Origin of the sequence: Olleya sp. 1-3 (assembly GCF_002836085.1) — a bacterium.
GTDB classification, from domain to species: domain Bacteria; phylum Bacteroidota; class Bacteroidia; order Flavobacteriales; family Flavobacteriaceae; genus Olleya; species Olleya namhaensis.
Genome location: NZ_PJBW01000001.1, coordinates 243,330 through 267,487, shown reverse-complemented (window position 1 = coordinate 267,487; position 24,158 = coordinate 243,330). Strand labels below are relative to the sequence as shown.

Below are 24,158 nucleotides of genomic sequence, written 5' to 3'. Positions count from 1 at the left end.
TTTAGTCCTTTTTTAATTTGTTATTTGTGTTTGATATGGCTTTTTTATTTTTCCAATCAATCCACTTTTGACCTTTTATGCGTCGCATTAAGTTGTCAAAATTACGCATTATAAAGACATTGTATATCGCTTTTCCTAAATTTTTTGGACGTCTAGCTACTGCACGTAAGCTCATTGAAAAACCTGGTGTAATATATTTCATGTAATGCCAATAGCCTTCTGGCATATATAATATTTCGCCATGTTTTAATTGGCATTGCCAACCTTTAGCGTTTTTAAGTGCTGGCCATTTTTTAAAATCTGGATTAGAAAAGTCTATATCTTCTCTAGTTATTAAAGCATGTGGTACTTTGTATAAGTGTTGATTTTGGTTTTGATCAAACAAAATAATTTGTTTTTCGCCTTCAAAATGAAAATGAAAAATATTAGCCAAATCTATATCGTAATGCATGAAAGTATAGCTGTCGCGACCGCCAAAAAACAGCATAGGAAGCCCTTTCATTAAACGTAGTCCAAAATCAGGAAAGGTGTAATCTTGTTGTAGTTGAGGGACTTCTTTTAGAATATTCCATAGAAATATTCTGAATTTTGTAGGTTCACGTTTCAATAAATCTACATAGTCACTCATTTTCATTTTAGCGTGAGGCTCATTAAATCCATCTTTGTGATCAACAGGTCTGTCGTCATACAAAGGGACTATTTTGTCTCCCGCCACGTCTTTAATATACTCTAAATTCCATTTGGTATACGCAGGCCAGTCTGTAATAAACTGTTCTATAACTACTGGCTTTTGAGGTTTAAAATAATGTTTTATAAACTCTTGCTTAGTTATAGCTTTAACTCTTGGTATGTCTTGAAGGTTTAGTTTCAAATTTCAAATTTAAGAGCCAAAGTTACTAAAACGATACCAAATGGATTGTAGTTTTTGTTGTTACACTTTAGTTAAAGTTGTAACGTAATCCAAATAACACATTACTTGGAGGCATTGGCGTAAATCCAGTTTCGATGTAATCTGTGTTAAAAATATTGTTTGCAGTAGCCGTAAACTCTAGTTTTTTTAAAGTATACACTAAAGAGGCATCCCATACATTGTAGCTTTGTCCTGTTGTGCGCTCCGCATGCTTATAAACAATGTTTTGCCTAAGGTTTTTAAGTAATTGTGTACTTAAACGTGTTGTAAAATGATGCTTTAATGTATTTAGAGAGTAACGCGATAATGCTTCGTTTTGATCTAATATATCATCTTCTAAAAACGTATAACCTACAGCTAATGTTTGATTAAAATTACTGATTTTAAAGTTGTAAGACGTATTAAACTCAAAACCTTTAGTGTTTACTTCTGCAATGTTTGTTGCTGTATATATTTCTTCAATTTCGCTAGGTCTGATATAATCAATTAGGTTTTTAGAATCTCTATTAAATAAAGCTAATGACATATTAAATCCATTGGTATTGTATTTAACACCAATTTCTTGTGCAAAAGCTTCTTCTGGATCTAAGTTTTCATTACCAGACGTTCTAAAATCACTGTAATATAAATCCGTATATGTTGGTATTCTGTAAGTATAACCAATGTTTCCGTACACTTTTAAGTCGTTGTTAATTTGGTAACCAACATCTAGTCCCGGGAATGCATGAAATTTAAAATCAGAAAAATAAGTTACAGCAATACCAGGTGTGATATCTAATTTGTTATCTAAAAGTTTAAAACGATGCTCTAAAAATAAGTTTGTCATAAAACGATTACGATTACCTAAATTATTACTTCTTAGGTGTATTTTAGAGATGTCTACACCAAAACCGGTAACACCAGCTTCAGACGTGTAGGACGCGTTAACTTCGGCTCCAATTTTATCTGTAATATGTAAATTTCTATAAAAAGCAGGATCATCACGTCTTAGTAAAAATTCGTCTTCGTTACGTTTCCAATAAACACGAGGTTTGATTTTAAATTTCTCCGTATTAAAAGTAGTAGTAAAACCTACTAAGCTATTTTTTGTTTCTTCATACTCATTAAAAGTAGGGTTAGTTGTGTAGAAGTTTTCTGCTCCAAATTTACGATCAGAAAACGTTGTAATCATCTCTATTGCTTGTGCTTTTTTATTAAATACACTTTTAATAAAGTAATTAGTATTGTCGTAGTCCGAGTTATTTCTATAACCTTCTGATGTCATTTTTCCAACGTGAACGATGTGTGACGAGTTTTCTAATTCAGTTCCAACTGTAACACCTCCATTTAATTGCCCAAAAGAACCTGTTTCTAAATTAACAGAAACCGTGTTATTCAAGTTTTTCTTGGTAACAATATTAATAGCTCCAGTAAAAGCATTTTGACCAAATACTCTGGCAGCGGGCCCTTTGATAATCTCGATACGCTCAATAACCTCAAGAGGTAAAGCTGCGTTCATGGTGTGATGCCCTGTTTGTGCATCGTCCATTTTAATTCCGTCAATTAGTAATAACGTTTGGTCAAAACCACCACCTCGAATATATAAATCTGCTTGACTACCTGCTGTTCCACGACGTCTAATATCTACACCGGCAACTTGTTGCAATACATCAGCGACGTTAGTTGCTGCACTGTTTTTTATGTCTGAAGACGAAATAACAGTAATAGTTCTAGAGTTTTCTTTAAACGGTAAGTCAATTCTAGACGATGTAATAATTACAGAGTCTAATTTTTGTTCTTGTTCTAGATCTTGTGCTTGTATTGTTATTGTAAACAAAGCAAGTAAAGTAAATAAGTAAGTCAATTTCATAATAATAGTTATTCGCATTTTTTGCGGTGCAAAATTCGTAACTTTCCGGATCATTAAAATAGTCCAGTTTTAAAACAATGAGTAGTCCGGTTGTTAATATATTAGAATCTTTAATTAGTTTTGAGAAATCGACTACCACGTCAATTTATATTCAGATCTCACAACAGATCATTAATGCCATTCAACGTGGTTATTTAGCGGAAGGAACTGCTTTACCAGGAACCCGAAAATTTAGTACATTATTTGACATAAATAGGAACACTGCAGTTGCTGTTTATGATGAGTTAGCATCTCAAGGTTGGGTGGATATTGTGGCAAATAAAGGCACATTTGTGTTAATGCCAGAAAAGAAAACAGCCGCCATAAAAGGTGTTTTACAAGGTTTGGATAAACTAAAAGCATATCCGGACGTTGCAGGGTTTCCGTTTCAGTCTTCTTTTAATTTAGCTTCTACAGAAGAGTTTTCTGTAAGTAAGTATGTTATTAACGATGGACAGCCCGATTTAAGATTGCATCCAACACACCAATTTTCAAAATGGTACAGCGCATCAATGAAACGTGGTGCTTTAATTTCAAAATGGAATCAAACCCAAGAACAATCTTATACCACTTTTAGCAAACAGTTGTGTAATTATTTAAATGCCACAAGAGGGTTTCATATTAAACCAGACAACATTATAAGTACAAGAAGTACGGAAATGAGCTTGTATATTGTATCGCAATTGTTAATACAAGAAAAAGATGTTGTAATTGTTGGAGCGTTAAGTCATTATAAATCTAATATGATTTTCCAACAAGCAGGTGCTAATATAATTACTATTCCGGTGGACGCTAATGGTATGGATGTTGATTTTATTGAAAAAAACTTCACTAAAAATAGTATTAGATGTGTGTATGTTTGTGCGCATAGGCAATATCCTACAGCGGTAACACTGACCGCAGAACGCCGATTAAAATTATTGCAACTAGCAAAAGCTTACAATTTTGCGATAATTGAGGACGATTTTGATTACGATTTTCAGTTTGATGGTTCTGCCATGTTGCCTATGGCTAGTGCAGATGGGCAAGGTGTTGTAATTTATTTAGGACGATTAGGGCAATCTTTTTTTCCTAGTTTTCAGATTGGGTTTGTCGTTGCGCCTCAGAATATTATTAATGAAGCCAAAAACTATTTGCAAATATTAGATAAACAAGGGGATCTGATTCAGAAACAAATGTTGACCGAACTTATTTCTGAAGGTGAAATTCACCGTTTAATTAAAAAAAATATTACCATTTATAAGCAAAGGCGTGATTGTTTATGTGCTTGTTTAACCACCTATTTTAAAGACGATGCTACGTGGCAAGTACCAGCGGGAGGATTAGCGGTTTGGTTAAATTTTGATTCTAGAATTTCGCTTATAAAGTTAGCCGAAAAAGCAAAAACGTATGACCTGTTTTTACCTAAAACTATTATGTATCAAAATAAAGTTATTTGTGCCCTACGATTAGGGTTTGGACATTTAAACGAAGATGAAATAGAAAACGTAATTAAAATTTTAAAGACTGCTTTTGAGGATGTTAAAAGTCCTCTTTAAGGTTCTGTATTGGTTTGGTGCTTAAGAGTTTCTTTGTCTATCCATTTAAAGTCGTTAGGTATAGTTGCGTCAAGTAAGTCTATATTTAATTGTTCAGAAAGATCATATCCCATCTGGATGGCGCCTGAAAAGGAATCTTTTGAGTATAATTCAAAATGTTTATTTTTATCGTACCATAAGTTTACCACAAAAGTATAGCTTCCATTAGTTAAGGGTTTGTGAAAAACTGAAACATATTTATAGTTTTTAATAGTTTGCCATTTACCAAACTTTAAAGGTCCCACTTCTAGAGTTTTTTTAAATCTTGACTTTTCAATATCTATATAAACTCTTTTGCTAGAACACAAGCCGATTGCAACAAGCACAAGCAATACGATTGATTTAATCTCCTCAGAAAGGTGTTTAAAATAGTCATTGCTCCAATTAAAGAGGTATAAATTTTTTCCGATAATGTAAACCGACAATGTAAATAATAAAGCAGCAAGTGGTAATTGCCAAAAAGGTCTATTGTTTTCTGAAATTATTAAAGTGTTGTTTTTCAAGTCAATGTTTTTTATTTTACATCAAATTCAGTGTTGCAATTTGCGCATCTGTATTTATCTTTAGAGTAGAAGGGAAGTGTACCCGATATAAACCCAAAAATAAAAGCAACAAAAGATTTTAAACTTGTTATTGTAGAAAATAGTTGCACTTCTGTGCTTGTGCAATTAGGACATTGCATGGCATTACCTTCATCATCAATAGCATATTTACTAATACTTTCAAGGATGTGTTGTGCTTCCATTGCATCTGTAGACAATACCTTAAGTTTAACACCACCAATTGCATTGCTTACTAAAGGATCTGTGTCTATAGTTATATTATCACTTAAAAATACTTGGATGCCTTCAGATTCTAATCTGCCTTTAATTATTTGCGCTTCTGCCGAGTACTGAAATTTAGCAATAGTTTTAAAGGTTTGTCTCATCGAGTGTGGTTTTTGTGTTTTGTTAAATATACACAGAAGACTAAAAAAACCTCACAGATTTTAAATCTGTGAGTTTTTTTATTTATGATTTACTATTAAGATTATTCAGTTTTACTATCATCTATTTTAGCCTCTTCAATAGGTGTTTTGTCTTTACCTTTTAAATATTCTGGTAAGTCCATTCCGGCCATATTAAACATGTCTTGAAGTGGTGGTACCGATTTATACATTCCTGATAAAAAGTTAGCAGTTGATGATTTTCCATCAGCGCCACTTCCACCATTCTCCCAAACCGTTACCTTGTCTATTTTTATGTTTTTAATAGCTTCTGCTTGCGTTTTTACTAATTCTGGTAGCTTATCTGCAATTAATAATAGTACCGCATCCTTAGAGTTGTTACCAGCAGCTTTAACAATTTGTTCCATACCCGCAGCTTGCTTGGTTAAAATTTCAAACTGACCTTGTGCTTCTGCTTGTGCTTTAAATAAAATTGCATCCGCTTCACCTTTTGCAATTCTTCTAATATTTTCTGCACGTGCTTCAGCATCAATTTCAACCTTACGTTTATCAATTTCAGCAGGGACAATAATATCTGCCATTTGAGAAGAGCGTTCGCGCTCCGCTCTCGCAGCTTCAGCAATTTGTTCTGCAGCATACGACTCTTCTAAAGCTTTTGCAGTTTGTACCTTCTCTGAAGCCACAGCGACACGTCCGGCTTCAGCTTCACGCTGACGACGTAAAGAGTCCGAATTAGCAACAGCAATTTTAGCAGTGTTTTCTCCTTCTACAGCTTGGGCATTAGCAGCAGCAACCTGTGATCTTTCATCTTGTACAGCATTTGCTTCACCAATAGATCCATCTCTGTTTTTCTCTGCTACAGATTTACGTGCGGCGTTAATAGCATGTGCAGCAGCTTCTTTTCCTAAAGCTTCGATATAACCAGACTCATCAACAATATCCGTAATGTTTACGTTAATAAGTTTAAGACCTACTTTCTTTAATTCAGATTCAACACTTTGCGATATGTTAGTTAAAAACTTATCTCTATCACTGTTAATTTCTTCAATATCCATGGATGCAACAACTAAACGTAATTGTCCAAAAATTATTTCTTGTGCTAATTCTTGTATGCTATCCTGAGGTAATCCTAATAAACGCTCTGCAGCATTTTGCATAATACCTGGCTCTGTAGACACACCAATAGTAAATCTTGAAGGTACATTTACACGGATATTTTGTTTAGATAAAGCATTAACTAGGTTTACCTCAATAGATATTGGTGTTAAATCTAAAAACTGATAATCTTGTATTACCGGTAAAATAAAGGCAGCACCACCATGTATACATTTGGCAGATTGCCCGCCTCCAACTTTTCCGTAAACCACAAGTATACGGTCAGAAGGACAACGTTTGTAACGTCTTATTAATACAATAAAAAATAAGAAAATAAATAATACAGCAGCAATAATAGCTACCGGGAATCCTAAATTTAAGGAGTCTTGTGTGATTTGTAAAGTCATAGGTTTATTTAGTTGTTTAGTTTATCAATAATTAATATGCCATTAGAAGTCACTTCCTTGACTTGTATAACGGTCCCTGTTTTTAAGTCTGTTGGGTGATCCGTTAAAGCTTCTAATTCGCGTAAAGCGCCTTGTATTCTAACATGTGCTTTTCCTATTTTAGAGCGGTTGGCACCAACCGTTAAATAGACTTCTCCAATTTGGTTTATCGCATTGTTGTAATCTAAAGTACCGCTATCACTTAGTTTTCTCATAGAATAAAACATCGCAGCCATTATTGCCATCATTACCATACCACAGGCAATTGCAATTATAATGGTTAATGTTTGAGATAATCCCGCATCGATACATGCAATTCCGGACCATCCAAAAACAGTAAAGAAACCAACAAGGTTTTTAAATGTAATAAACTGAAAACCAATGCCTGTATCACCATCAATATCCGCATCAACATCTCCAAAATCGTCGGTATCTCCGCCAGCAAAAGACATGATAATAGTAATAATAAAAATAAAGGACGCTATTATTGCGATCATCCAAAATACTTTTGGGAACCACGCTAAGGCATTAAACCACTCTAACATAATGTTTAGTTTTAAAGATTGAATATAGTGTGTTTGAATTTGTTAGGCAAAATTTAAACTCGCCTATTTCAGTTTCTTAACTATAGGTAGTCAAAACTTAGTATTTGTTACAAAAATTTTTAATCCAACGCTTTTTATTATCCTATGCGCCAACTGTATTGATAGTTAGACGTTAATAAAAGGGAATTGTAGTAAAATAATGTTGTAAGTTATATACTGTAATGCCTATCTTTAAAAAAAGGAATTAAGGGCGTTACCCAAGGGTCAGGCTTTCGCTACTCGCTCTCTGCGAGGAGCTCAGACAGACCGCTCAATCCTTAACGCATACGCAGTAATCTAATAGAATAATAGTTATGATAGCACATAAATCAGGAAGCTTAACCTTCTTTACGCCGGACGCAGTAGATGACGCAGCTGGACAGTTTTTTGATACCGGTATATCTGCTGGTTTTCCTGCACCTGCCGAAGATTTTAATCAACAACGATTATCTTTAGATGAGGAGTTGGTTAAAAATAAAGAAACGACGTTTTATGCAAAAGTCAGCGGGCAGTCTATGATTGGTGCTGGATTAGACGATAACGATTTACTAGTCATTGACAGAAGCCTAGAACCAGCAAACAATAAAATAGCAGTGTGCTTTTTGGATGGCGAATTTACTGTTAAGCGTCTTCGTGTTTCTCAAGACGAAGTTTGGTTACAGCCAGAAAATCCAAACTATCCAATTATCAAAATAACAGAAGACAATAATTTTTTAATTTGGGGTATTGTAACCAACGTGATTAAAAAGGTATAACCTTAAAGTATAACACAAAAAAAAAGCGAAACATTAGTTTCGCTTTTTTTATATAAATTTAATAATGGTATTAGTCAGCTAATACTATTACTTTGTTGCCATTCATTTCTAGCGTACCAGAATTAATTTTCAATAAAGTAGTGTTTTTATCTCCCTTTGTAAAGTTAGATTCAACTTCTTTATCTAAAGTAATGTTTCCTGTAATTTTTACAGTTCCTTCTTTTAAAAGAGACACTACCGGTGCGTGATTGTTTAACATTTCAAAGTCACCATCTAGTCCAGGAACTGTAACGCTAGTTACTTCTCCACTAAATAAGGTTGCTTCTGGTGATACAATTTCTAAATACATAGTCTTATAGTTTGAAGTTTGCAGTTTACAGTGTTTCTCTTAAAAAGATTACACTGTAAACTACTAACTCATATTAAGCTTCAGCAAGCATTTTCTCTCCAGCTTCGATAGCTTCTTCAATAGATCCTTTAAGGTTAAAGGCAGCTTCTGGTAAGTGATCTAAACCACCATCCATAATCATGTTAAATCCTTTAATTGTTTCCTTAATGTCTACTAAAACACCTTTAAGACCAGTAAACTGCTCTGCTACGTGGAAAGGTTGAGATAAGAAACGTTGTACACGTCTTGCTCTACCTACAGCCATTTTATCTTCTTCAGATAATTCCTCCATTCCTAAAATGGCGATAATATCTTGTAATTCTTTATAACGTTGTAATAATTCCTTAACACGTTGTGCACAGTCATAGTGCTCATCTCCTAAAATATCAGCTGTTAAAATTCTTGATGTAGAATCTAATGGATCTACTGCTGGGTAAATACCTAGCTCAGCAATTTTACGTGATAATACAGTTGTTGCATCTAAGTGAGCAAACGTAGTTGCTGGTGCAGGATCTGTTAAATCATCTGCAGGTACATATACTGCTTGTACAGATGTAATAGAACCTCTTTTAGTTGATGTAATACGCTCTTGCATTGCACCCATCTCTGTTGCTAATGTTGGTTGGTAACCTACTGCAGAAGGCATACGACCTAATAATGCAGATACCTCAGAACCAGCTTGTGTAAAACGGAAGATGTTATCTACGAAGAAAAGTACATCTTTTCCTTGTCCTTCTCCAGCGCCATCACGGAAGTATTCTGCTATTGTTAATCCTGAAAGTGCTACACGAGCACGAGCTCCAGGTGGCTCATTCATTTGTCCAAAAACAAAAGTTGCTTTTGAATCCTTCATTACGTTTTTGTCAACCTTTTGAAGATCCCAACCGCCTTCTTCCATAGAGTGCATAAAGTCATCACCATACTTGATAATTCCTGACTCTAACATCTCACGAAGTAAATCGTTACCTTCACGTGTTCTTTCTCCTACTCCTGCGAATACTGAAAGTCCACCGTGTCCTTTTGCAATGTTGTTAATTAATTCTTGAATTAATACAGTTTTACCTACTCCGGCACCACCAAATAATCCAATTTTACCTCCTTTTGCATAAGGCTCAATTAAATCAATTACCTTAATACCTGTAAATAGCACCTCAGTAGATGTTGATAAGTCTTCAAATTTAGGCGCTTGTCTGTGTATTGGTAAACCAGCATCTCCAGCTTTAGGTAAATCACCTAAACCGTCAATAGCATCTCCAATAACGTTAAATAAACGTCCGTAGATATCGCCACCAATTGGCATTTGTATTGGAGCACCAGTAGCAATAACTTCTGTTCCTCTACTTAATCCATCTGAAGAGTCCATAGCAATTGTACGCACTGTGTCTTCACCAATGTGAGATTGTACTTCTAATACTAGTTTTGAACCATCAGCTTTATTAATTTCTAATGAATCGTAAATTTTTGGTAGTTCAGAACCAGCAGCGAATTCTACATCGATAACTGGACCTACTATTTGAGCAACTTTACCTGTAACTTTTGACATTACTTATGTGTTTAATATTATGGTATTTAATTGAAAGAAAACACCTTCTGTTTTCGCGTGCAAAGATAGGTGTTTTAATTTAAAATGAAAGTGGACAGAAACTTTTTTATATATAAAAAAACACCTGCGTATTATTATGTAATATACAGGTGCTTTAAATATACTGTTTATTGTCTATTGTAATGTAGGTGAATATGTTACACCAAAGTCTTCTGCGATAGCTACATTTCCTGAAGCTACGAAGTTAGATCCGTAAGTAGCATCAATAGCTTCTAAAAACTTGTTTGCCATTAACCCATAACCTCTAGCTGTTAAATGTATTCCATCTAAACTTACTAGTCCACCAGTTACTAAATCTGTAGTTAGGTTATAGCTATCAAAATCAACTCCAACTGTTGAAGCTTGACCTAATATATCGTTTAAATCTACTAAAGCTAATCCTTTTGCACTAGCTACACTTGCAATAGTTGCATTGTATGCATCAGTTGCTGTTTTAATTTCATCTTGTTCTGTAGGGATTAGTACCCATTTGTCTTCAAGAGGTAAACTAACACCTTCTACAGAAAACTGTCCTGCTAAAGCTTGAGGTAAGCCTTGTCCCATTAATATTGCTACATTAGCTGTGTTTACTGTTCCAATAATACTAGAACTAGGAAGGACCAATAAATCCGACGCTGTTGCTTGTCTAGTTTGACCATAAGTTGTACCTAATAAGTTAGCTACTAATGGCGCTGCTGCTGCCGGTAATCCAAATTGAGCAATAAATGCTGGGAATGTTGGACTAGCATTTAATTGTGCAATGATTATACTTGATATGTCAGCTAAGCTTTCGTCTCTAATAACAACTGCACTTGCTGCAGTCTCAGAAAATACAATTGCTCTAGCTGGATCTACTGCTTCAAATATTGGGTTTAATGCACCAAATATTGAATTAAGTAATGGTATTTGTGGTCCAAAAGCTGGGTTTGTAGGATCTAGTGGGTTATGAGGTACCGTTGTAAAGTGTGGTAAATCTGTAATATATGGTACGTTAGTTACTACTCCGTTTGGACAAACAGCTGTTAATTGATTCACCATGTCGTTAAAAACAAAATCAAAAGTAGCTGTTGGTGTAATAGGGTCTGTTCCGTCACCACCTTTAGTTGCATATCCTAATACATCATTTCCACCTATTTCTGATAAAGTGAAAAATGTTGGGTTTTGTGCAATTGTATATTCTAGCATTGATACTGATGCTGAGTTAGCCATTCTTCCAAAATATGGATTTAAACTAGCGTAACCATTAAAATCTATATGTGTACTTTTTGCTCCTGGTACACCTACGTTTTTAAAGATGCTTCCGTCTGCAGCTAAACTTACTGTAATATCAGTAGTTGGAGTTGCAGGTAATACAGAAGGTCCAGCACCGTTGAAGAATAATCTAGGGTTTGCTACAACAGTAGTTCCAAATAGTAATCCTCCAATATTGTCATTCATTAATGGTTGTGTAAAAACACCTCCATTAGCGTTTGCAAATTGTTTTGACAATGTGTTTGGAAAAGAGTTTTCTTGTGCTGCAATAAATAAAGCACCATCTGTAAATCCAGATGTAAAAGAAGCCCCTAAAGATACAAAGTTTGAGAAATCCGCAGAACCAGCAGTTAAGCTAGGTAATACTGCCGCATCCGTTGGCGGTTGGTCTAAAAACTCCTCAAAATCTGATTCATCACTACATGCTGTAAAACCTATAGCTATGGCAAGAAGCCCTATATATTTTATATTTTTTAATGTCTTCATTATTATAAGTTGTTAATTGTTAGTGATGCATAATACATTGATCCAATAAATCCTGTTCCAAAAGCAGTAAAATATTCATTACCAGTTAAGTTTGTAGCACCTACTTTTATTATTGATTTTAAACTAGGAACTCTATAGTTTATTTGTGCATCTATAGTGTGAAATTCTGGAACGATTCCATTCCCAAATGTTGCTTCCCAGAAGTAGTCATCACTAAATCTATAAGCGACATTAAATCCAAAGTTTTCGAATAAATTAGTATTCCCAAAAGAAGCTTTAAACTTATGTTCCGGTGTGTTAAAATTGGTTTGAAAATCTGGATTTGCTGCTTGATCAAAATCTTGTTTTGTAAACGTATAACTTCCTCCTAAATCAAAACCATTAAATACTTTAGTAGATAAACCAATTGAAGCACCATATGAGTTTACATCAACATCAGAGTTGGTATAAGCACTATATGTTTTAAAATCTCCGTTTGCTAATGCAGCTACAGATAAGCTATTGTCTCCAACAGTTCCGTAAAGTGGTGCAACAACAACTTCTTGAGAAATAAAATCTTCATATTTGTTATAGTATGCACTTAAATCTACAATGATACTTTCGTATTTACCTCTATACCCAACTTCCATTGAAGTTACTTTTTCTGGTTTGATAATCTCTGGGTTAGCAATATCTAATAATGCAGGGTTTCCAGCTGCTGCAAATGCAACTACTGAGCTTGCAGAATAAGAATTGTTATATGCTGCTGCTCCTGTTTGTGTTATTGAAGCTGATTGACCATAAGTAGTTTGACCAACTAAACTAACATCATAGTCTCCAGAATACCTGTTTAAGTTACTAGCAGCAGATCCTACTAAAATTGCTCTACCAGCATCTAATCCAATAAATAAATCTTGAGTCGTTGGGTTTCTAAAACCAGTTTGTACTGAGGCTCTAACATTATGATTTCTATTTAATGTTAGTGCTGCAGATAATCTAGGAGAGAAAAAACCATCAAATAATTCTGATTTATCGTATCTACCAGAAACAGTAAGTTTTAATTCCATTTCTTCATCTAGTTCAATTTCCTTTTGTATTTGAGAATAGATTCCAAATTCAGAGTACTCTATAGGACTAAGTCTATCTGTGTAGATTGTTCCACCAGAATTTAATTTATACTTTCTGTAAGATCCACCTACTTGTATTTCAGCAAAATCAATTAAGTGTCCGAGGTTGTAGTTAGCATCACTATGAAAATACTTAGAAGCATCTTGAAATTTAGAACCAGTTCTTAAATCTGGATCATTTATACTTTTATTGAAAGCAGCAACATATTCTGGAGAACCAGGAACAAATCGCTCTATTCCGTCATCAACACCATCTGGATCAATTACTTCATCAGCGACAGATCTTGCAAAGTCATGTTTTTGCTGATCTGTTAAACCTCCTGGATTACCTGTTAATTCAAGTCCAGCATAGGCTCCGATATAATCTTGAAACCAATCAGTATCACTCTTCCAAGCTCTATTTATGTTAATTCCAGTAAATACCATGTCGTAAGATTTTCCTGCTTTATCAGAAACCTCATAAGCACGAACAAAGAAGTTGTCATTTTTAACTTCTAGTTTATGTTGTTGTTGGAAAAAACCATTAATGTTATATCTGTTTGTTCCTTGGTAAATAGTTGTTCCTGTTCCTACCTTTCCTACGTAAGAAATTTCTAAATTACTATCTTCAATTGGACGGTAATATAATCCCCAATCAGATTTAATGCTTTCTGCATTGTAATTAGTTAAGTCACGTTCGTTATAACCTGTTCTACTTACAACTACATCTGGAATAATACCTAATCCTGACGCAGCTCTAATATTAGTAGACACTTCGTCTCCATATACATTTATACCGTCATAGTTTGTGTTTGATCTTGTTCTAGTTGGGTCAATTTTATCAACTTCGCTAGTTGCTTGCCAATCTGTACCTTTCAAGTATCCGAAGTTAACTTTAACAGCAATTTTATCACTGAATTTATGAGCCATTCTTAAACTTAAGTCAGTATAAGGGTTGTCTCCTGCAGCTTCTTGAGAAGTAATTCCTCTTTTGATAGATGCACTTATTCCTTGATGATCAAATGGATTTTTACTTCTCATAAATAAAATACCATTAAATGCATTTGCTCCGTATAACGCAGAAGAAGCACCAGGAAGTAACTCTACACTTAAAACATCAGTTTCAGTCATACCTACTAAGTTTCCAATTGGAAAGTTTAGAGCTGGTGTTGAGTTGTCCATACCATCAACTAACTGCATAAAACGTGTGTTTGCAAAAGTGGCAAAACCACGAGTGTTAACAGATTTGAACGTTAAACTATTTGTGTTAACATCTACACCTTTTAAGTTTTCTAGTCCATCGTAGAAATCGGCAGACGCAGTGTTTTTAATTTCTTTTAAACCAAAACGTTCTACCGTAACAGAAGATTCGAAAATACGCTCAGGAGTCCTTGAAGCAGATATAACAACTTCATCTAAGGATGTTCCTTCGTTAAGGATTACGTTTATAACTTGTTTTTTTGAAGTAACTTCTATGTCTTTTGCAGAAAAACCAACGCTACTAACTTGTATAGTAAATGGTGGGTTTTTATCGGTACTAAGGGTGAAGTTACCGTCAAAGTCTGTAGCAGTTCCTACAGATGTACCAACTATTACAACATTTGCGCTTGGAATAGGTTGTTGACTTACGTCGTCTAACACTGTTCCTGTTATCGTTGATTGCGAAAAAGCGATTCCGCAAAAACACAACAATACAATTGAAAGGATTGTTCTCATTTTTTAGATTTAGTTAATTTATGTAGCCAATATACGTTTTTTAACGAAATTTTAATAAAAAGAGACAATAAATTATGCGTGCATAATAAGTATTTGTGAAAAAAAGACGCTTCAAAGCTAATTATTCATAAAATCTTATATGTTTTTATGAATAATTATGAGCTTTGAAGCGTCTATATAAAAGTGAGTAATGTTACTCTACAGTTACTGATTTAGCTAAGTTTCTTGGTTGATCAACATTTTTGTCAAGCATTACTGCTATATGGTAGGATAATAATTGAAGTGGTATAGTTGTCAATAAAGGTGTTAATGACTCTATTGTTTCTGGTACTTCAATAACGTGATCTGCTACTTTTTTTACATCAATATCTCCTTTGGTCACAATTCCAATGATTTTACCAGATCTTGATTTAATTTCTTGAATGTTACTAACCACTTTTTCGTAATGCCCTTTTTTGGTAGCTATTACAAATACAGGCATTTGCTCGTCAATTAGAGCTATAGGGCCATGTTTCATTTCGGCAGCAGGATAACCTTCAGCGTGTATGTATGAAATCTCTTTTAGTTTTAAGGCGCCTTCTAAAGCAACTGGGAAGTTGTAACCTCTTCCTAAATATAAACAGTTTTTAGCATCCTTATAAATTTGTGCTACTGCTTTGATATGTTCATCAGCTTTTAGAGCTTCTTTTACCTTATCAGGTATTAGTTCTAATTCTTGTAAATGACTATGGAAGACTGTATTTGACATACTTCCGTTTGCTTTTGCTAGCTTTAAAGCAATTAAAGTTAAAACAGTAATTTGTGTAGTAAATGCTTTTGTTGAAGCAACACCAATTTCAGGACCTGCATGCGTATAAGCACCTGCGTTAGTTTCTCTGGCGATAGTAGATCCAACAACGTTACAAACTCCAAAAACAAAAGCGCCTTTAGATTTTGCTAGTTTTATTGCTGCTAGTGTATCTGCAGTTTCTCCTGATTGAGATATGGCGATAACCACATCTTTATCTGTAATTACCGGATTACGATATCTAAATTCTGAAGCATATTCTACTTCTACAGGAATTCTAGCTAGGTCTTCAAAAATATATTCTGCAACTAGACCTGCGTGCCATGATGTACCACAGGCTACGATTATAATCCTATTAGCATTTAGAAATTTTTCAAGGTTATCATCAATCCCTGCCATTCTAATAATCCCTTCATTTGCAAGTAATCGACCTCTATAGGTGTCTCTGATTGCATTTGGTTGTTCATGGATTTCTTTTAACATGAAATGTTCATAACCACCTTTTTCAATTTGCTCAATATTAAACTTAAGCTCTTGCATTGCAGGAGTTACTTCAGAATCATCTTTTATTTTTCTGATTTTTATTTTTTTATCTCTACGTACAATAGCCATTTCTTCATCTTCTAAGTATATGGCATTTTTTGTGTACTCGATAAAAGGAGAAGCATCACTTGCAATAAAAAATTCGTCTTCACCAATTCCTATAGCTAAAGGACTTCCTAATTTCGCAACAACAATTTCGTTTGGTTTGTTTTTGTCAAAAACAGCAATGGCGTAAGCGCCTACAACTTCTTTTAAGGCTAGTTGTACTGCTTTACCTAATTTTACGTTGTTCTTTTTCTTTACTTCTTCAATAAGATTTATTAATACTTCTGTATCCGTATCCGATTTGAATTGGTATCCTCTCTTTATAAGTTCTGTTTTTATAGAATCATAATTTTCTATAATACCATTGTGAATAATAACTAAATCTCCTGAATTAGAATAATGCGGGTGAGAGTTCACATCGTTTGGCACACCATGTGTTGCCCAACGCGTGTGGCCTATACCAACACTTCCGTTAGTTGTAATTTCTTCTTTAACGCGCGCTTCTAAGTTTGCAACTTTTCCTTTTGTTTTACAAAGTTTTATTTCTGAACCATCATATAAAGCGATACCTGCGCTATCGTATCCTCTGTATTCTAATCGTTTTAAGCCTTCCATTACTATTGGATAAGCTTCTCTTTTTCCTATATATCCTACTATTCCGCACATAAGTTTTTAATTTTCAATTTCTGTATAAAAGATTTCAAAAGTAGCTCTAACATTTTCTGGGACACTAGATTTGCTACCGTGTAATATAGTTCCTTCCGGAGCTATTATAGAACTTTTAGGTACAAATGTAACTGTATCATCTTCTAGGGTATCCAGTATTTTTGATGTCGCTGAATAATTAATATTAGTTGTAATGTATAATCCTAATTTAGAGTTTTCAGAGTCGTTTAAAAGTATATTATTTAAATGTTCTGTAAGTCGTATTTTATATTTTATTCCATTCAAATCACTATCTCTCTCTAATTTTGGAGAGTATAGTATTAAGGAGTTTACAGGGTCAGTACTAGTGGCTGTTCCGTCCAAAAAGTAATCTGCTATTGGTGTTTTAGTTTCTAAGTCATAAAGTATTATTCTATCTGGTTCTGTTTGTCCTCCTTGACCAACAGGTATGTCAACATAAAAAGTTAAAGCAGCTTCATTTATTAGCCATTTGTCTTCGCGATCTTTAAAGTAAAGAAAAGCGTCTTGAGTGGTATTAGTTTCATCAACGATATCACCGTTAAATAGATCTAAAACAACCATTGACCCTTTAAATCCAGAAATGAAAAGTTGATCATCACCATTTTCAGCATCTCCGTCAGTAAGAGGTATCGTGTTAGTTACGTTTTCAAAAGTATTGAACTTTATACTATTAAAGTTAAATGTATATGTGTCTCTTTCTCTTTCACTTGTAGTTGTGTCTTCTACGTCAGTTTCATATCTAATGTCAATAGTAGCACCTTCGCTTAGATTTAAATAAGCCATGTTACCTTCGTTGAGACCTATTTGTTCTGCTTTAAAAATTAATCCTCTGAAAGCATTTTTAAAATCTGCAATATTATTTAAGTTAGGATTTGTTGTGCCATCAGATTGCACTAGTAAATCTTTCCATTTTGAATTGTCAAACATTTCATTGTTTAAATCTAAATAGATTCCAGGAGCACGACTTGTTTCTAGTTCTTCTAGTTCGTCTTCTCCAATTGGGATTTCTTCAATCGCGACGTATTGTGAGCTTGGTACGAAACCACTATCCGGGCTTTCGTAAATTAAATCTCCTTCAAAAGCGCTTAGGTTAAGACTTGAATAAGCATTGGAGTAATATGCCTGAGATTCGCCAAAATCAGATTCTGGATCTAAATTACGTAAGTAATATTCGTTTTTTAGTATCGATAATTTATATGGGCTAGTTGCATTACCAAAAATAGAGTCCAATATGTAAGTTGTGTTACCATCGTCATCCGTGTCATCTGCAGTTGCATAATACGGTATGTATAGTTTGACCGATATAATTTCAAGATTGTCACCAAAGTCAGGACTTACATCATCTGGAGCTATTTGGGTAACTAAATTAGCAGATGTTACGCCATAAACAGGGTCGTTATAGAAACCTAAAACATTACTTGTTATTGCATTAGTTTGCACTGGGTCTAGCTTTTTGCTGTAAGATACAAACGGAAATAATCTGCTGTTTGTGGTAAAATTTTGAGCACCACTAATGTCGCTTTCTACATTTACAAAATCTTTTTCACAGGCAACAGTAGTAAAAGCTACAATTATCAATAAAAATACAGATTTGATAACGTTCAATAGGTATGTTTTCATAAATATGTCTTAAATATGGTATTACGTTAGTCTAAAACGCTGTTTGTATAAAAATTAGTGTATGCTTCGCTAAATTCGTCTTTTGCGTGATATTCTAAAACAGGTTTGTCAGACTCTTTAAGGTAAGTTGTTAACTCTTCAGGTAAATCTTCTGATCCAACAATTAATGCGTCAGAGCTATCAATTGCAACTTTCATTAGGTTATTATATGTTGGCTCAACTAATGTTTTGATTTTATCATCATCGATTTTATCAAATTGTATTTTTTTGATTAAATCAGGATTAAGTGTTTTTTCAAAACCGCTTTTATATATAGATGTTACTATTTTACTTTCGCTGAAAAGTGGTTCGTCTTTATAAAATTGTTTTAAATACAATGGTAATAAAGAAGCTAACCATCCATGTACATGAATAATATCTGGAGACCAGTTTAATTTTTTAACTGTTTCAATAACACCTTTTGCAAAGAAAATCGCACGTTCGTCATTATCCTGAAAAAGATTTCCATCTTCATCTGTTAAAGTTGCTTTTCTTTTAAAGTACTCGTCATTATCAATAAAGTAAACTTGAATACGCTCTTTTGGGATAGAGGCAACCTTTATTATTAAAGGCATGTCTAAATCGTTTACAATTAAATTAATTCCAGATAAGCGAATAACTTCATGTAGTTGATGTCTTCTCTCGTTGATGTTACCATATTTAGGCATAAAAATTCTAATCTGTCCGCCTTGTTGATTCACCATTCTAGGTGTTTCAAATGACATTGAAGAAATCTCTGTTTCTGGTAAATAAGGTACCACTTCAGATGATACATATAATATCCTCTTATCTTTCATAATATTGTTTAGCTTTTCAGAATTATCAATAAAAACACGCAAAAGTACGAAAATTTATGCAAAGTGCGACTAAAATATTAAGTTTGCATTCGTTAATTAAATATTAAAAATGCTTGTATTTACTAATAAAAACAAAATAGGTACACACGTTACCGCTTTGAAAGAGGAAGGAACTAAAATAGGTTTTGTACCAACCATGGGCGCTTTGCATCAAGGACATATGTCTTTGATAAAGGAAGGGCTCCTAAATAATGGTGTTATGGTGGTTAGCATTTTTGTTAATCCAACCCAGTTTGATAATGCTGATGATCTTAAAAAATATCCGCGTACTTTAGAAGATGATGTAGTACTGTTAAAAACAGTGTCACCAAATATAATTGTATACGCACCTGGTGTTGACGATATATACGAGGGTAATACTGTAGCGCAACATTTTAGTTTTGATGGTTTGGAGTTTGAAATGGAAGGTCGCTTTAGAAAAGGGCATTTTGATGGTGTTGGAACAATTGTAAAGCGTTTGTTTGAAATTGTAGCGCCTGATAATGCTTATTTTGGAGAAAAGGATTTTCAGCAATTAACTATTATTAAAAAATTGGTTAGTAAGTATCATTTGGGAGTAAACATTGTGGGATGTAAAATACATAGAGAAGCCAATGGTTTAGCTATGAGTTCTAGAAATGTAAGGCTAAAACCCGATTACAAAATAGCTGCACCGTTTATCTATAAAACGTTGCAAGAGGCACAAATAAAATTTGGCACAAAAAGTGCTACTATAGTTACACAATGGGTTGAGCAGCAGTTTGTAAATCATGATATATTAGAATTGGAGTATTTTATAATTGCCGATGTTGACACATTAAAAACAGTAAAACGAAAACATAAAACTAACACTTACAGAGCGTTTATTGCAGTTTATGCAGGAGACATAAGATTAATAGATAATATCGCTCTAAATTAATTACCTTTGTTCCTATGCAAATACAAGTAGTAAAATCTAAAATTCACAGAGTTAAAGTAACAGGTGCAGACCTAAATTATATTGGTAGTATTACTATTGATGAAGATTTAATGGATGCAGCAAATATTGTTCAAGGAGAAAAAGTGCAAATTGTAAATAACAATAATGGCGCACGTTTAGAAACTTATGCAATTCCTGGACCAAGAAACAGTGGAGAAATCACCTTAAACGGTGCGGCTTCAAGATTAGTTGCTAAAGACGATATCTTGATATTAATAACGTACGCTTTTATGGATATTGAAGAAGCTAAATTTTTTAAGCCATCATTGGTATTTCCCAATGAAGCAAATAACTTATTAAAATAAATGTCCAAAAGGCCAGTTTTAAAACTTTTAAAAATCGTGCTCCCAATTTTATTGGGAGCATTTTTAATATGGTATTCTCTGTCAAAATTATCTTTTCAAGATATTTTAGATTTTGCTAAAAATGCAAATTATGGGTACATTCTTTTAGGTGTATTTTTTGGTCTTTTAAGTCATTTGTCTCGTGCCTATCGATGGGTTTTTATGCTAGAGCCTCTTGGTTATAAGATCAAGCTAGGTAATAGTATTATGGCTGTATTTGCAACCTATTTGATTAACTATACTATCCCAAGAGCAGGAGAAGTAGCCAGAGCTTCGATTTTAACAAATTATGAAGGCGTTCCGTTTGAAAAAGGTTTTGGTACTATAGTAGCAGAACGTATTGCGGACATGATTGTCATGCTAGGGATTATAGCTGTTACTTTGTTTATCCAATTTGATTTTATATATAACTTTTTAGTAGCCAAGTTTGACCTTACTAAGGTGATTTTTGCTGGTTCTGTTTTAGCTATTCTAGGTGTTATATTTATAGTGATTTTAAGGCGTAGCACTTCTAAAATAGCCTTAAAGATAAAAGGGTTTGTTAGCGGATTGATAGAAGGAGCGCTTAGTATTTTTAAAATGAAAAAAAAGTGGGCCTTTATTTTTCATACACTATTTATTTGGGTGATGTATTTATTAATGTTTTATGTCACAACATTAGCTTTTTCAGATTTAAATAGTATTCCGTTTGGCGCGATATTAATAGGTTTTATTTTGGCAACCTTTAGTGTTGCTGCAACTAATGGTGGTATTGGGTCTTACCCAGAAGCTATTGTTATTGCTTTTTCTTTATTTAGCTTGCCTGAAGATCCAAGTCGTGCATTTGGATGGATTATGTGGAGCTCTAGCACAATACTAATTTTTATTTGTGGAGGAATTTCGTTATTATATCTTCCATTTTTTAACCGAAACAAATAATTTGTAACTTACACCCAAACTTAAATTATACTTATCATGAAACGTATTCTTTTTCTATTTGTTGGCCTATTTATAATGTCAAACGTGACTGCTCAAACAATTTATAAAGAGCTTAATTCTGAAAAGCTAGGCGAAACAAGGCAAATAAAAATCCAGTTACCTAGAAATTACGATACGTCAAGTAAAAAGTATCCTGTAATTTATGTCTTTGATGCAGATTATTTGTTTGAACCTGTTGCAGGTAATGTTGATTATTACGCTTATTGGGAAGATATTCCGGAAGCTATTGTAATTGGAATTAATCAATACGGATTACGTGAAAACGATTGTTATTATAGTGAGCAGAATTCATTACCTGTTGAGTCAGGTGCCGAGTTTTTTGAGTTTATTAGTATGGAACTGGTTCCTTTTGTAGATAAAACCTTCCGTACAGAAAATTTTAAAGTAGCTATTGGACATGGAAAATCAGCCAATTTTATAAATTATTACTTATTAAAAGGAGTGCCTTTATTTCAGTCTTATATTGTCTTAAGTCCAGAATTAGCACCGGATATGGCTAGTTATTTAACGGAAGTGTTTCCTAAATTAGAACAAAAAACTTTTTATTATTTAGCGACTACAACTAATGATACTAAGGGAATTCAAGAAACAACAGAAGCTTTATCTAAAAGTTTAGAAAGTATAGAAAACAGTAACGTTTTAAAAACGTTTGATACGTTTGAAGGACCATCTCATTATACGTTGCCAGCGCATGCGATACCAAAAGCTTTGGAGAGTATCTTTTTTGTGTTTCAACCAATTAGTAAGAAAGAATATAAAGAGACTATTCTTAAATTAGAAGGTAATCCAGTGGAATACCTGACAGATAAATATCAAATGATTGATGATTTATTTGGCATTGAAAAACCTATTTTAATCAACGATTTTAAAGCTATTGAAGCAGCTATAAAAAAGAATGAAAAATGGGAATACTTTGAGGATTTAGGAAAATTAGCGCGTAAAGAATACCCAGAAACATTACTTGGTAATTATTATTTAGGACGCTTTTTTGAAGAAACAGGAGAGCCTAAAAAAGCAATGAAAACCTATCAGTCAGCTTATGTTTTATCTGAAATTGCAGGTATTACTAAAGATCACGTTTTAGAATTAGCAGAACAAATTAAGGCAGATTTTGGATACTAAACTATGGCAAAAGTAAAAACAAGTTTTTTTTGCCAGAATTGTGGTACGCAATATGCAAAATGGCAAGGTCAATGTAACGCTTGTAAAGAGTGGAATACAATTGTGGAAGAGTTGGTTCAAAAACCAGAAAAAAGCGATTGGAAAACACCAAGTAATACATCTAAAAGAACATCAAAACCGTTAAGGATAAAAGAAATTGACTCTTCCAAAGAGGCAAGATTAGATACTCTAGATGCCGAATTTAATCGTGTTTTAGGTGGTGGTATTGTGCCAGGGTCATTGACTTTATTGGGAGGAGAGCCAGGTATTGGTAAAAGTACGTTGCTACTGCAAATTTCATTAAAACTACCTTATAAAACGCTATACGTTTCAGGGGAAGAGAGTCAGAAGCAAATAAAAATGCGTGCAGAACGTATTAATCCTAATAACGAAAGTTGCTACATTCTTACTGAAACTAAAACACAAAATATTTTTAAGCAAATTGAAGCTTTAGAGCCTGATATTGTTATCATAGATTCTATTCAAACACTTCATTCAGATTATATAGAATCGTCAAGCGGAAGTATTAGCCAAGTAAAAGAATGTACTACAGAGCTAATTAAATTTGCAAAAGAGACAAATACGCCTGTAATTTTAATTGGACATATTACCAAAGATGGTAATATTGCTGGTCCAAAGATATTAGAGCATATGGTGGATACGGTACTCCAGTTTGAAGGCGATCGTAACCATGTGTTTAGAATTTTACGTGCTCAAAAAAACCGTTTTGGTTCTACGCACGAGCTTGGTATTTATGAAATGCAAGGTTCAGGATTGAGAGAAGTTTCTAATCCAAGCGAAATATTAATTTCTAAAAAAGACGAAGAGTTATCAGGTAATGCTATTGCTGCAACATTAGAAGGCATGCGCTCATTAATGATAGAAGTGCAAGCATTGGTAAGTACAGCGGTTTATGGAACGCCACAACGTAGTGCAACAGGATTTAATGCTAAGCGTTTAAACATGTTGTTAGCTGTTTTAGAAAAGCGCGCAGGTTTTAGATTAGGAGCTAAAGATGTGTTTTTAAATATTACTGGAGGTATAAATGTAGATGATCCGGCAATAGATTTAGCTGTAGTTGCTGCTATATTGTCTTCAAATGAAGATGATGCCTTGCCATCTAATTATTGCTTTGCTGCAGAGGTTGGTTTGTCAGGAGAGATCCGTCCAGTCCAACGTGTAGAACAGCGTATCCTTGAAGCCGAAAAACTTGGTTTCTCTACCATATTTGTGTCTAAATACAATAAGATTTCTTTAAAAGATACCGTGATTAAAGTACAGTTAATTTCAAAAATTGAAGACTTAGTAGATTTAGTAATTACATAGTCTATTCCGCTTTATTCTTAATTTCTTAGTTTTTTAAGTTTTCATGTTTTTGATTTAAGCTTTTTTTATGCTCAAAAATCAGAGTTTTAAACAGAATTCCTTAA

Annotated in this window: 20 protein-coding genes; 7 read left to right on the top strand and 13 right to left on the bottom strand. The window is 33.8% G+C overall.

Translation table 11 applies throughout. The features are described 5' to 3' along the window. Nucleotide 1: 1 nt before the first annotated feature. Nucleotides 2-871, bottom strand: a complete 870-nt coding sequence (locus CXF54_RS01140; protein ID WP_090836747.1) for a cupin-like domain-containing protein — start codon at nt 869-871, stop codon at nt 2-4. 67 nt (nt 872-938) lie between these two features. After that, a complete protein-coding gene (locus CXF54_RS01135) occupies nt 939-2,759 on the bottom strand; it encodes a TonB-dependent receptor plug domain-containing protein (RefSeq protein WP_101202100.1) in 1,821 nt (606 codons plus the stop codon). Nucleotides 2,760-2,836: 77 nt separating this feature from the next. On the opposite strand from CXF54_RS01135, the gene CXF54_RS01130 reads away from it, so the two are divergent. After that, on the top strand, nt 2,837-4,336 hold the full coding sequence (locus CXF54_RS01130) for a PLP-dependent aminotransferase family protein (protein WP_101202099.1): 1,500 nt from the start codon (nt 2,837-2,839) through the stop codon (nt 4,334-4,336). Here CXF54_RS01130 and CXF54_RS01125 read toward each other — a convergent pair. The 4 genes from CXF54_RS01125 to CXF54_RS01110 form a co-directional block, all read right to left on the bottom strand. Next, nucleotides 4,333-4,878 carry a hypothetical protein gene (locus CXF54_RS01125; protein ID WP_101202098.1) on the bottom strand — a complete coding sequence of 182 codons (546 nt, stop codon included), beginning with the start codon at nt 4,876-4,878 and terminating at the stop codon, nt 4,333-4,335. The two genes, CXF54_RS01130 and CXF54_RS01125, sit on opposite strands and share 4 nt — an antisense overlap. Before the next feature lie 11 nt (nt 4,879-4,889). Next, a complete protein-coding gene (locus CXF54_RS01120; RefSeq protein ID WP_101202097.1) occupies nt 4,890-5,303 on the bottom strand; it encodes a putative signal transducing protein in 414 nt (137 codons plus the stop codon). A 101-nt stretch (nt 5,304-5,404) separates the two neighbouring features. Beyond that, complete coding sequence (locus tag CXF54_RS01115; protein ID WP_101202096.1) at nt 5,405-6,823, bottom strand: flotillin family protein; 1,419 nt, start codon at nt 6,821-6,823, stop codon at nt 5,405-5,407. An 8-nt stretch (nt 6,824-6,831) separates the two neighbouring features. Then, nucleotides 6,832-7,407 (bottom strand): hypothetical protein, encoded by a 576-nt coding sequence (locus CXF54_RS01110; protein WP_101202095.1) that lies wholly within the window; start codon nt 7,405-7,407, stop codon nt 6,832-6,834. A gap of 353 nt (nt 7,408-7,760) precedes the next feature. Between CXF54_RS01110 and CXF54_RS01105 the strand changes: the two genes are divergently transcribed. After that, nucleotides 7,761-8,201, top strand: a complete 441-nt coding sequence (locus CXF54_RS01105) for a LexA family protein (RefSeq protein WP_090836731.1) — start codon at nt 7,761-7,763, stop codon at nt 8,199-8,201. Nucleotides 8,202-8,271: 70 nt separating this feature from the next. Here the strand turns inward: CXF54_RS01105 and CXF54_RS01100 are convergent, their stop codons facing one another. From CXF54_RS01100 to CXF54_RS01070, 7 genes are all read right to left on the bottom strand, one after another. Then, the gene (locus CXF54_RS01100; RefSeq protein WP_090836730.1) at nt 8,272-8,550 is read right to left on the bottom strand and encodes a F0F1 ATP synthase subunit epsilon; all 279 of its coding nucleotides are present in this window, start codon (nt 8,548-8,550) and stop codon (nt 8,272-8,274) included. Nucleotides 8,551-8,623: 73 nt separating this feature from the next. After that, nucleotides 8,624-10,132 carry a F0F1 ATP synthase subunit beta gene (gene atpD / locus CXF54_RS01095; RefSeq protein WP_090836729.1) on the bottom strand — a complete coding sequence of 503 codons (1,509 nt, stop codon included), beginning with the start codon at nt 10,130-10,132 and terminating at the stop codon, nt 8,624-8,626. A 174-nt stretch (nt 10,133-10,306) separates the two neighbouring features. Then, a complete protein-coding gene (locus tag CXF54_RS01090; RefSeq protein ID WP_101202094.1) occupies nt 10,307-11,908 on the bottom strand; it encodes an SGNH/GDSL hydrolase family protein in 1,602 nt (533 codons plus the stop codon). A 2-nt stretch (nt 11,909-11,910) separates the two neighbouring features. Continuing rightward, nucleotides 11,911-14,709 (bottom strand): TonB-dependent receptor, encoded by a 2,799-nt coding sequence (locus tag CXF54_RS01085; RefSeq protein WP_101202093.1) that lies wholly within the window; start codon nt 14,707-14,709, stop codon nt 11,911-11,913. A gap of 193 nt (nt 14,710-14,902) precedes the next feature. Continuing rightward, nucleotides 14,903-16,750: a glutamine--fructose-6-phosphate transaminase (isomerizing) gene (gene glmS / locus CXF54_RS01080; RefSeq protein ID WP_101202092.1), complete on the bottom strand. Its 1,848-nt coding sequence runs from the start codon at nt 16,748-16,750 to the stop codon at nt 14,903-14,905. A gap of 6 nt (nt 16,751-16,756) precedes the next feature. Continuing rightward, a complete protein-coding gene (locus CXF54_RS01075) occupies nt 16,757-18,391 on the bottom strand; it encodes a DUF4270 domain-containing protein (RefSeq protein WP_101202091.1) in 1,635 nt (544 codons plus the stop codon). 26 nt (nt 18,392-18,417) lie between these two features. Continuing rightward, complete coding sequence (locus tag CXF54_RS01070) at nt 18,418-19,227, bottom strand: glycogen/starch synthase (RefSeq protein WP_090837372.1); 810 nt, start codon at nt 19,225-19,227, stop codon at nt 18,418-18,420. Nucleotides 19,228-19,336: 109 nt separating this feature from the next. On the opposite strand from CXF54_RS01070, the gene panC reads away from it, so the two are divergent. From panC to radA, 5 genes are read left to right on the top strand one after another with little or no spacing between them, the layout of a single operon-like run. Continuing rightward, complete coding sequence (gene panC, locus CXF54_RS01065) at nt 19,337-20,185, top strand: pantoate--beta-alanine ligase (RefSeq protein ID WP_101202090.1); 849 nt, start codon at nt 19,337-19,339, stop codon at nt 20,183-20,185. 14 nt (nt 20,186-20,199) lie between these two features. Then, on the top strand, nt 20,200-20,550 hold the full coding sequence (gene panD / locus CXF54_RS01060) for an aspartate 1-decarboxylase (protein ID WP_101202089.1): 351 nt from the start codon (nt 20,200-20,202) through the stop codon (nt 20,548-20,550). Next, nucleotides 20,551-21,507 (top strand): YbhN family protein, encoded by a 957-nt coding sequence (locus CXF54_RS01055; RefSeq protein WP_101202088.1) that lies wholly within the window; start codon nt 20,551-20,553, stop codon nt 21,505-21,507. Between the two features lie 36 nt (nt 21,508-21,543). After that, on the top strand, nt 21,544-22,689 hold the full coding sequence (locus CXF54_RS01050; RefSeq protein ID WP_101202087.1) for an alpha/beta hydrolase: 1,146 nt from the start codon (nt 21,544-21,546) through the stop codon (nt 22,687-22,689). 3 nt (nt 22,690-22,692) lie between these two features. Then, nucleotides 22,693-24,054 carry a DNA repair protein RadA gene (gene radA, locus CXF54_RS01045; RefSeq protein ID WP_101202086.1) on the top strand — a complete coding sequence of 454 codons (1,362 nt, stop codon included), beginning with the start codon at nt 22,693-22,695 and terminating at the stop codon, nt 24,052-24,054. The last annotated feature ends 104 nt before the right edge of the window (nt 24,055-24,158 follow it).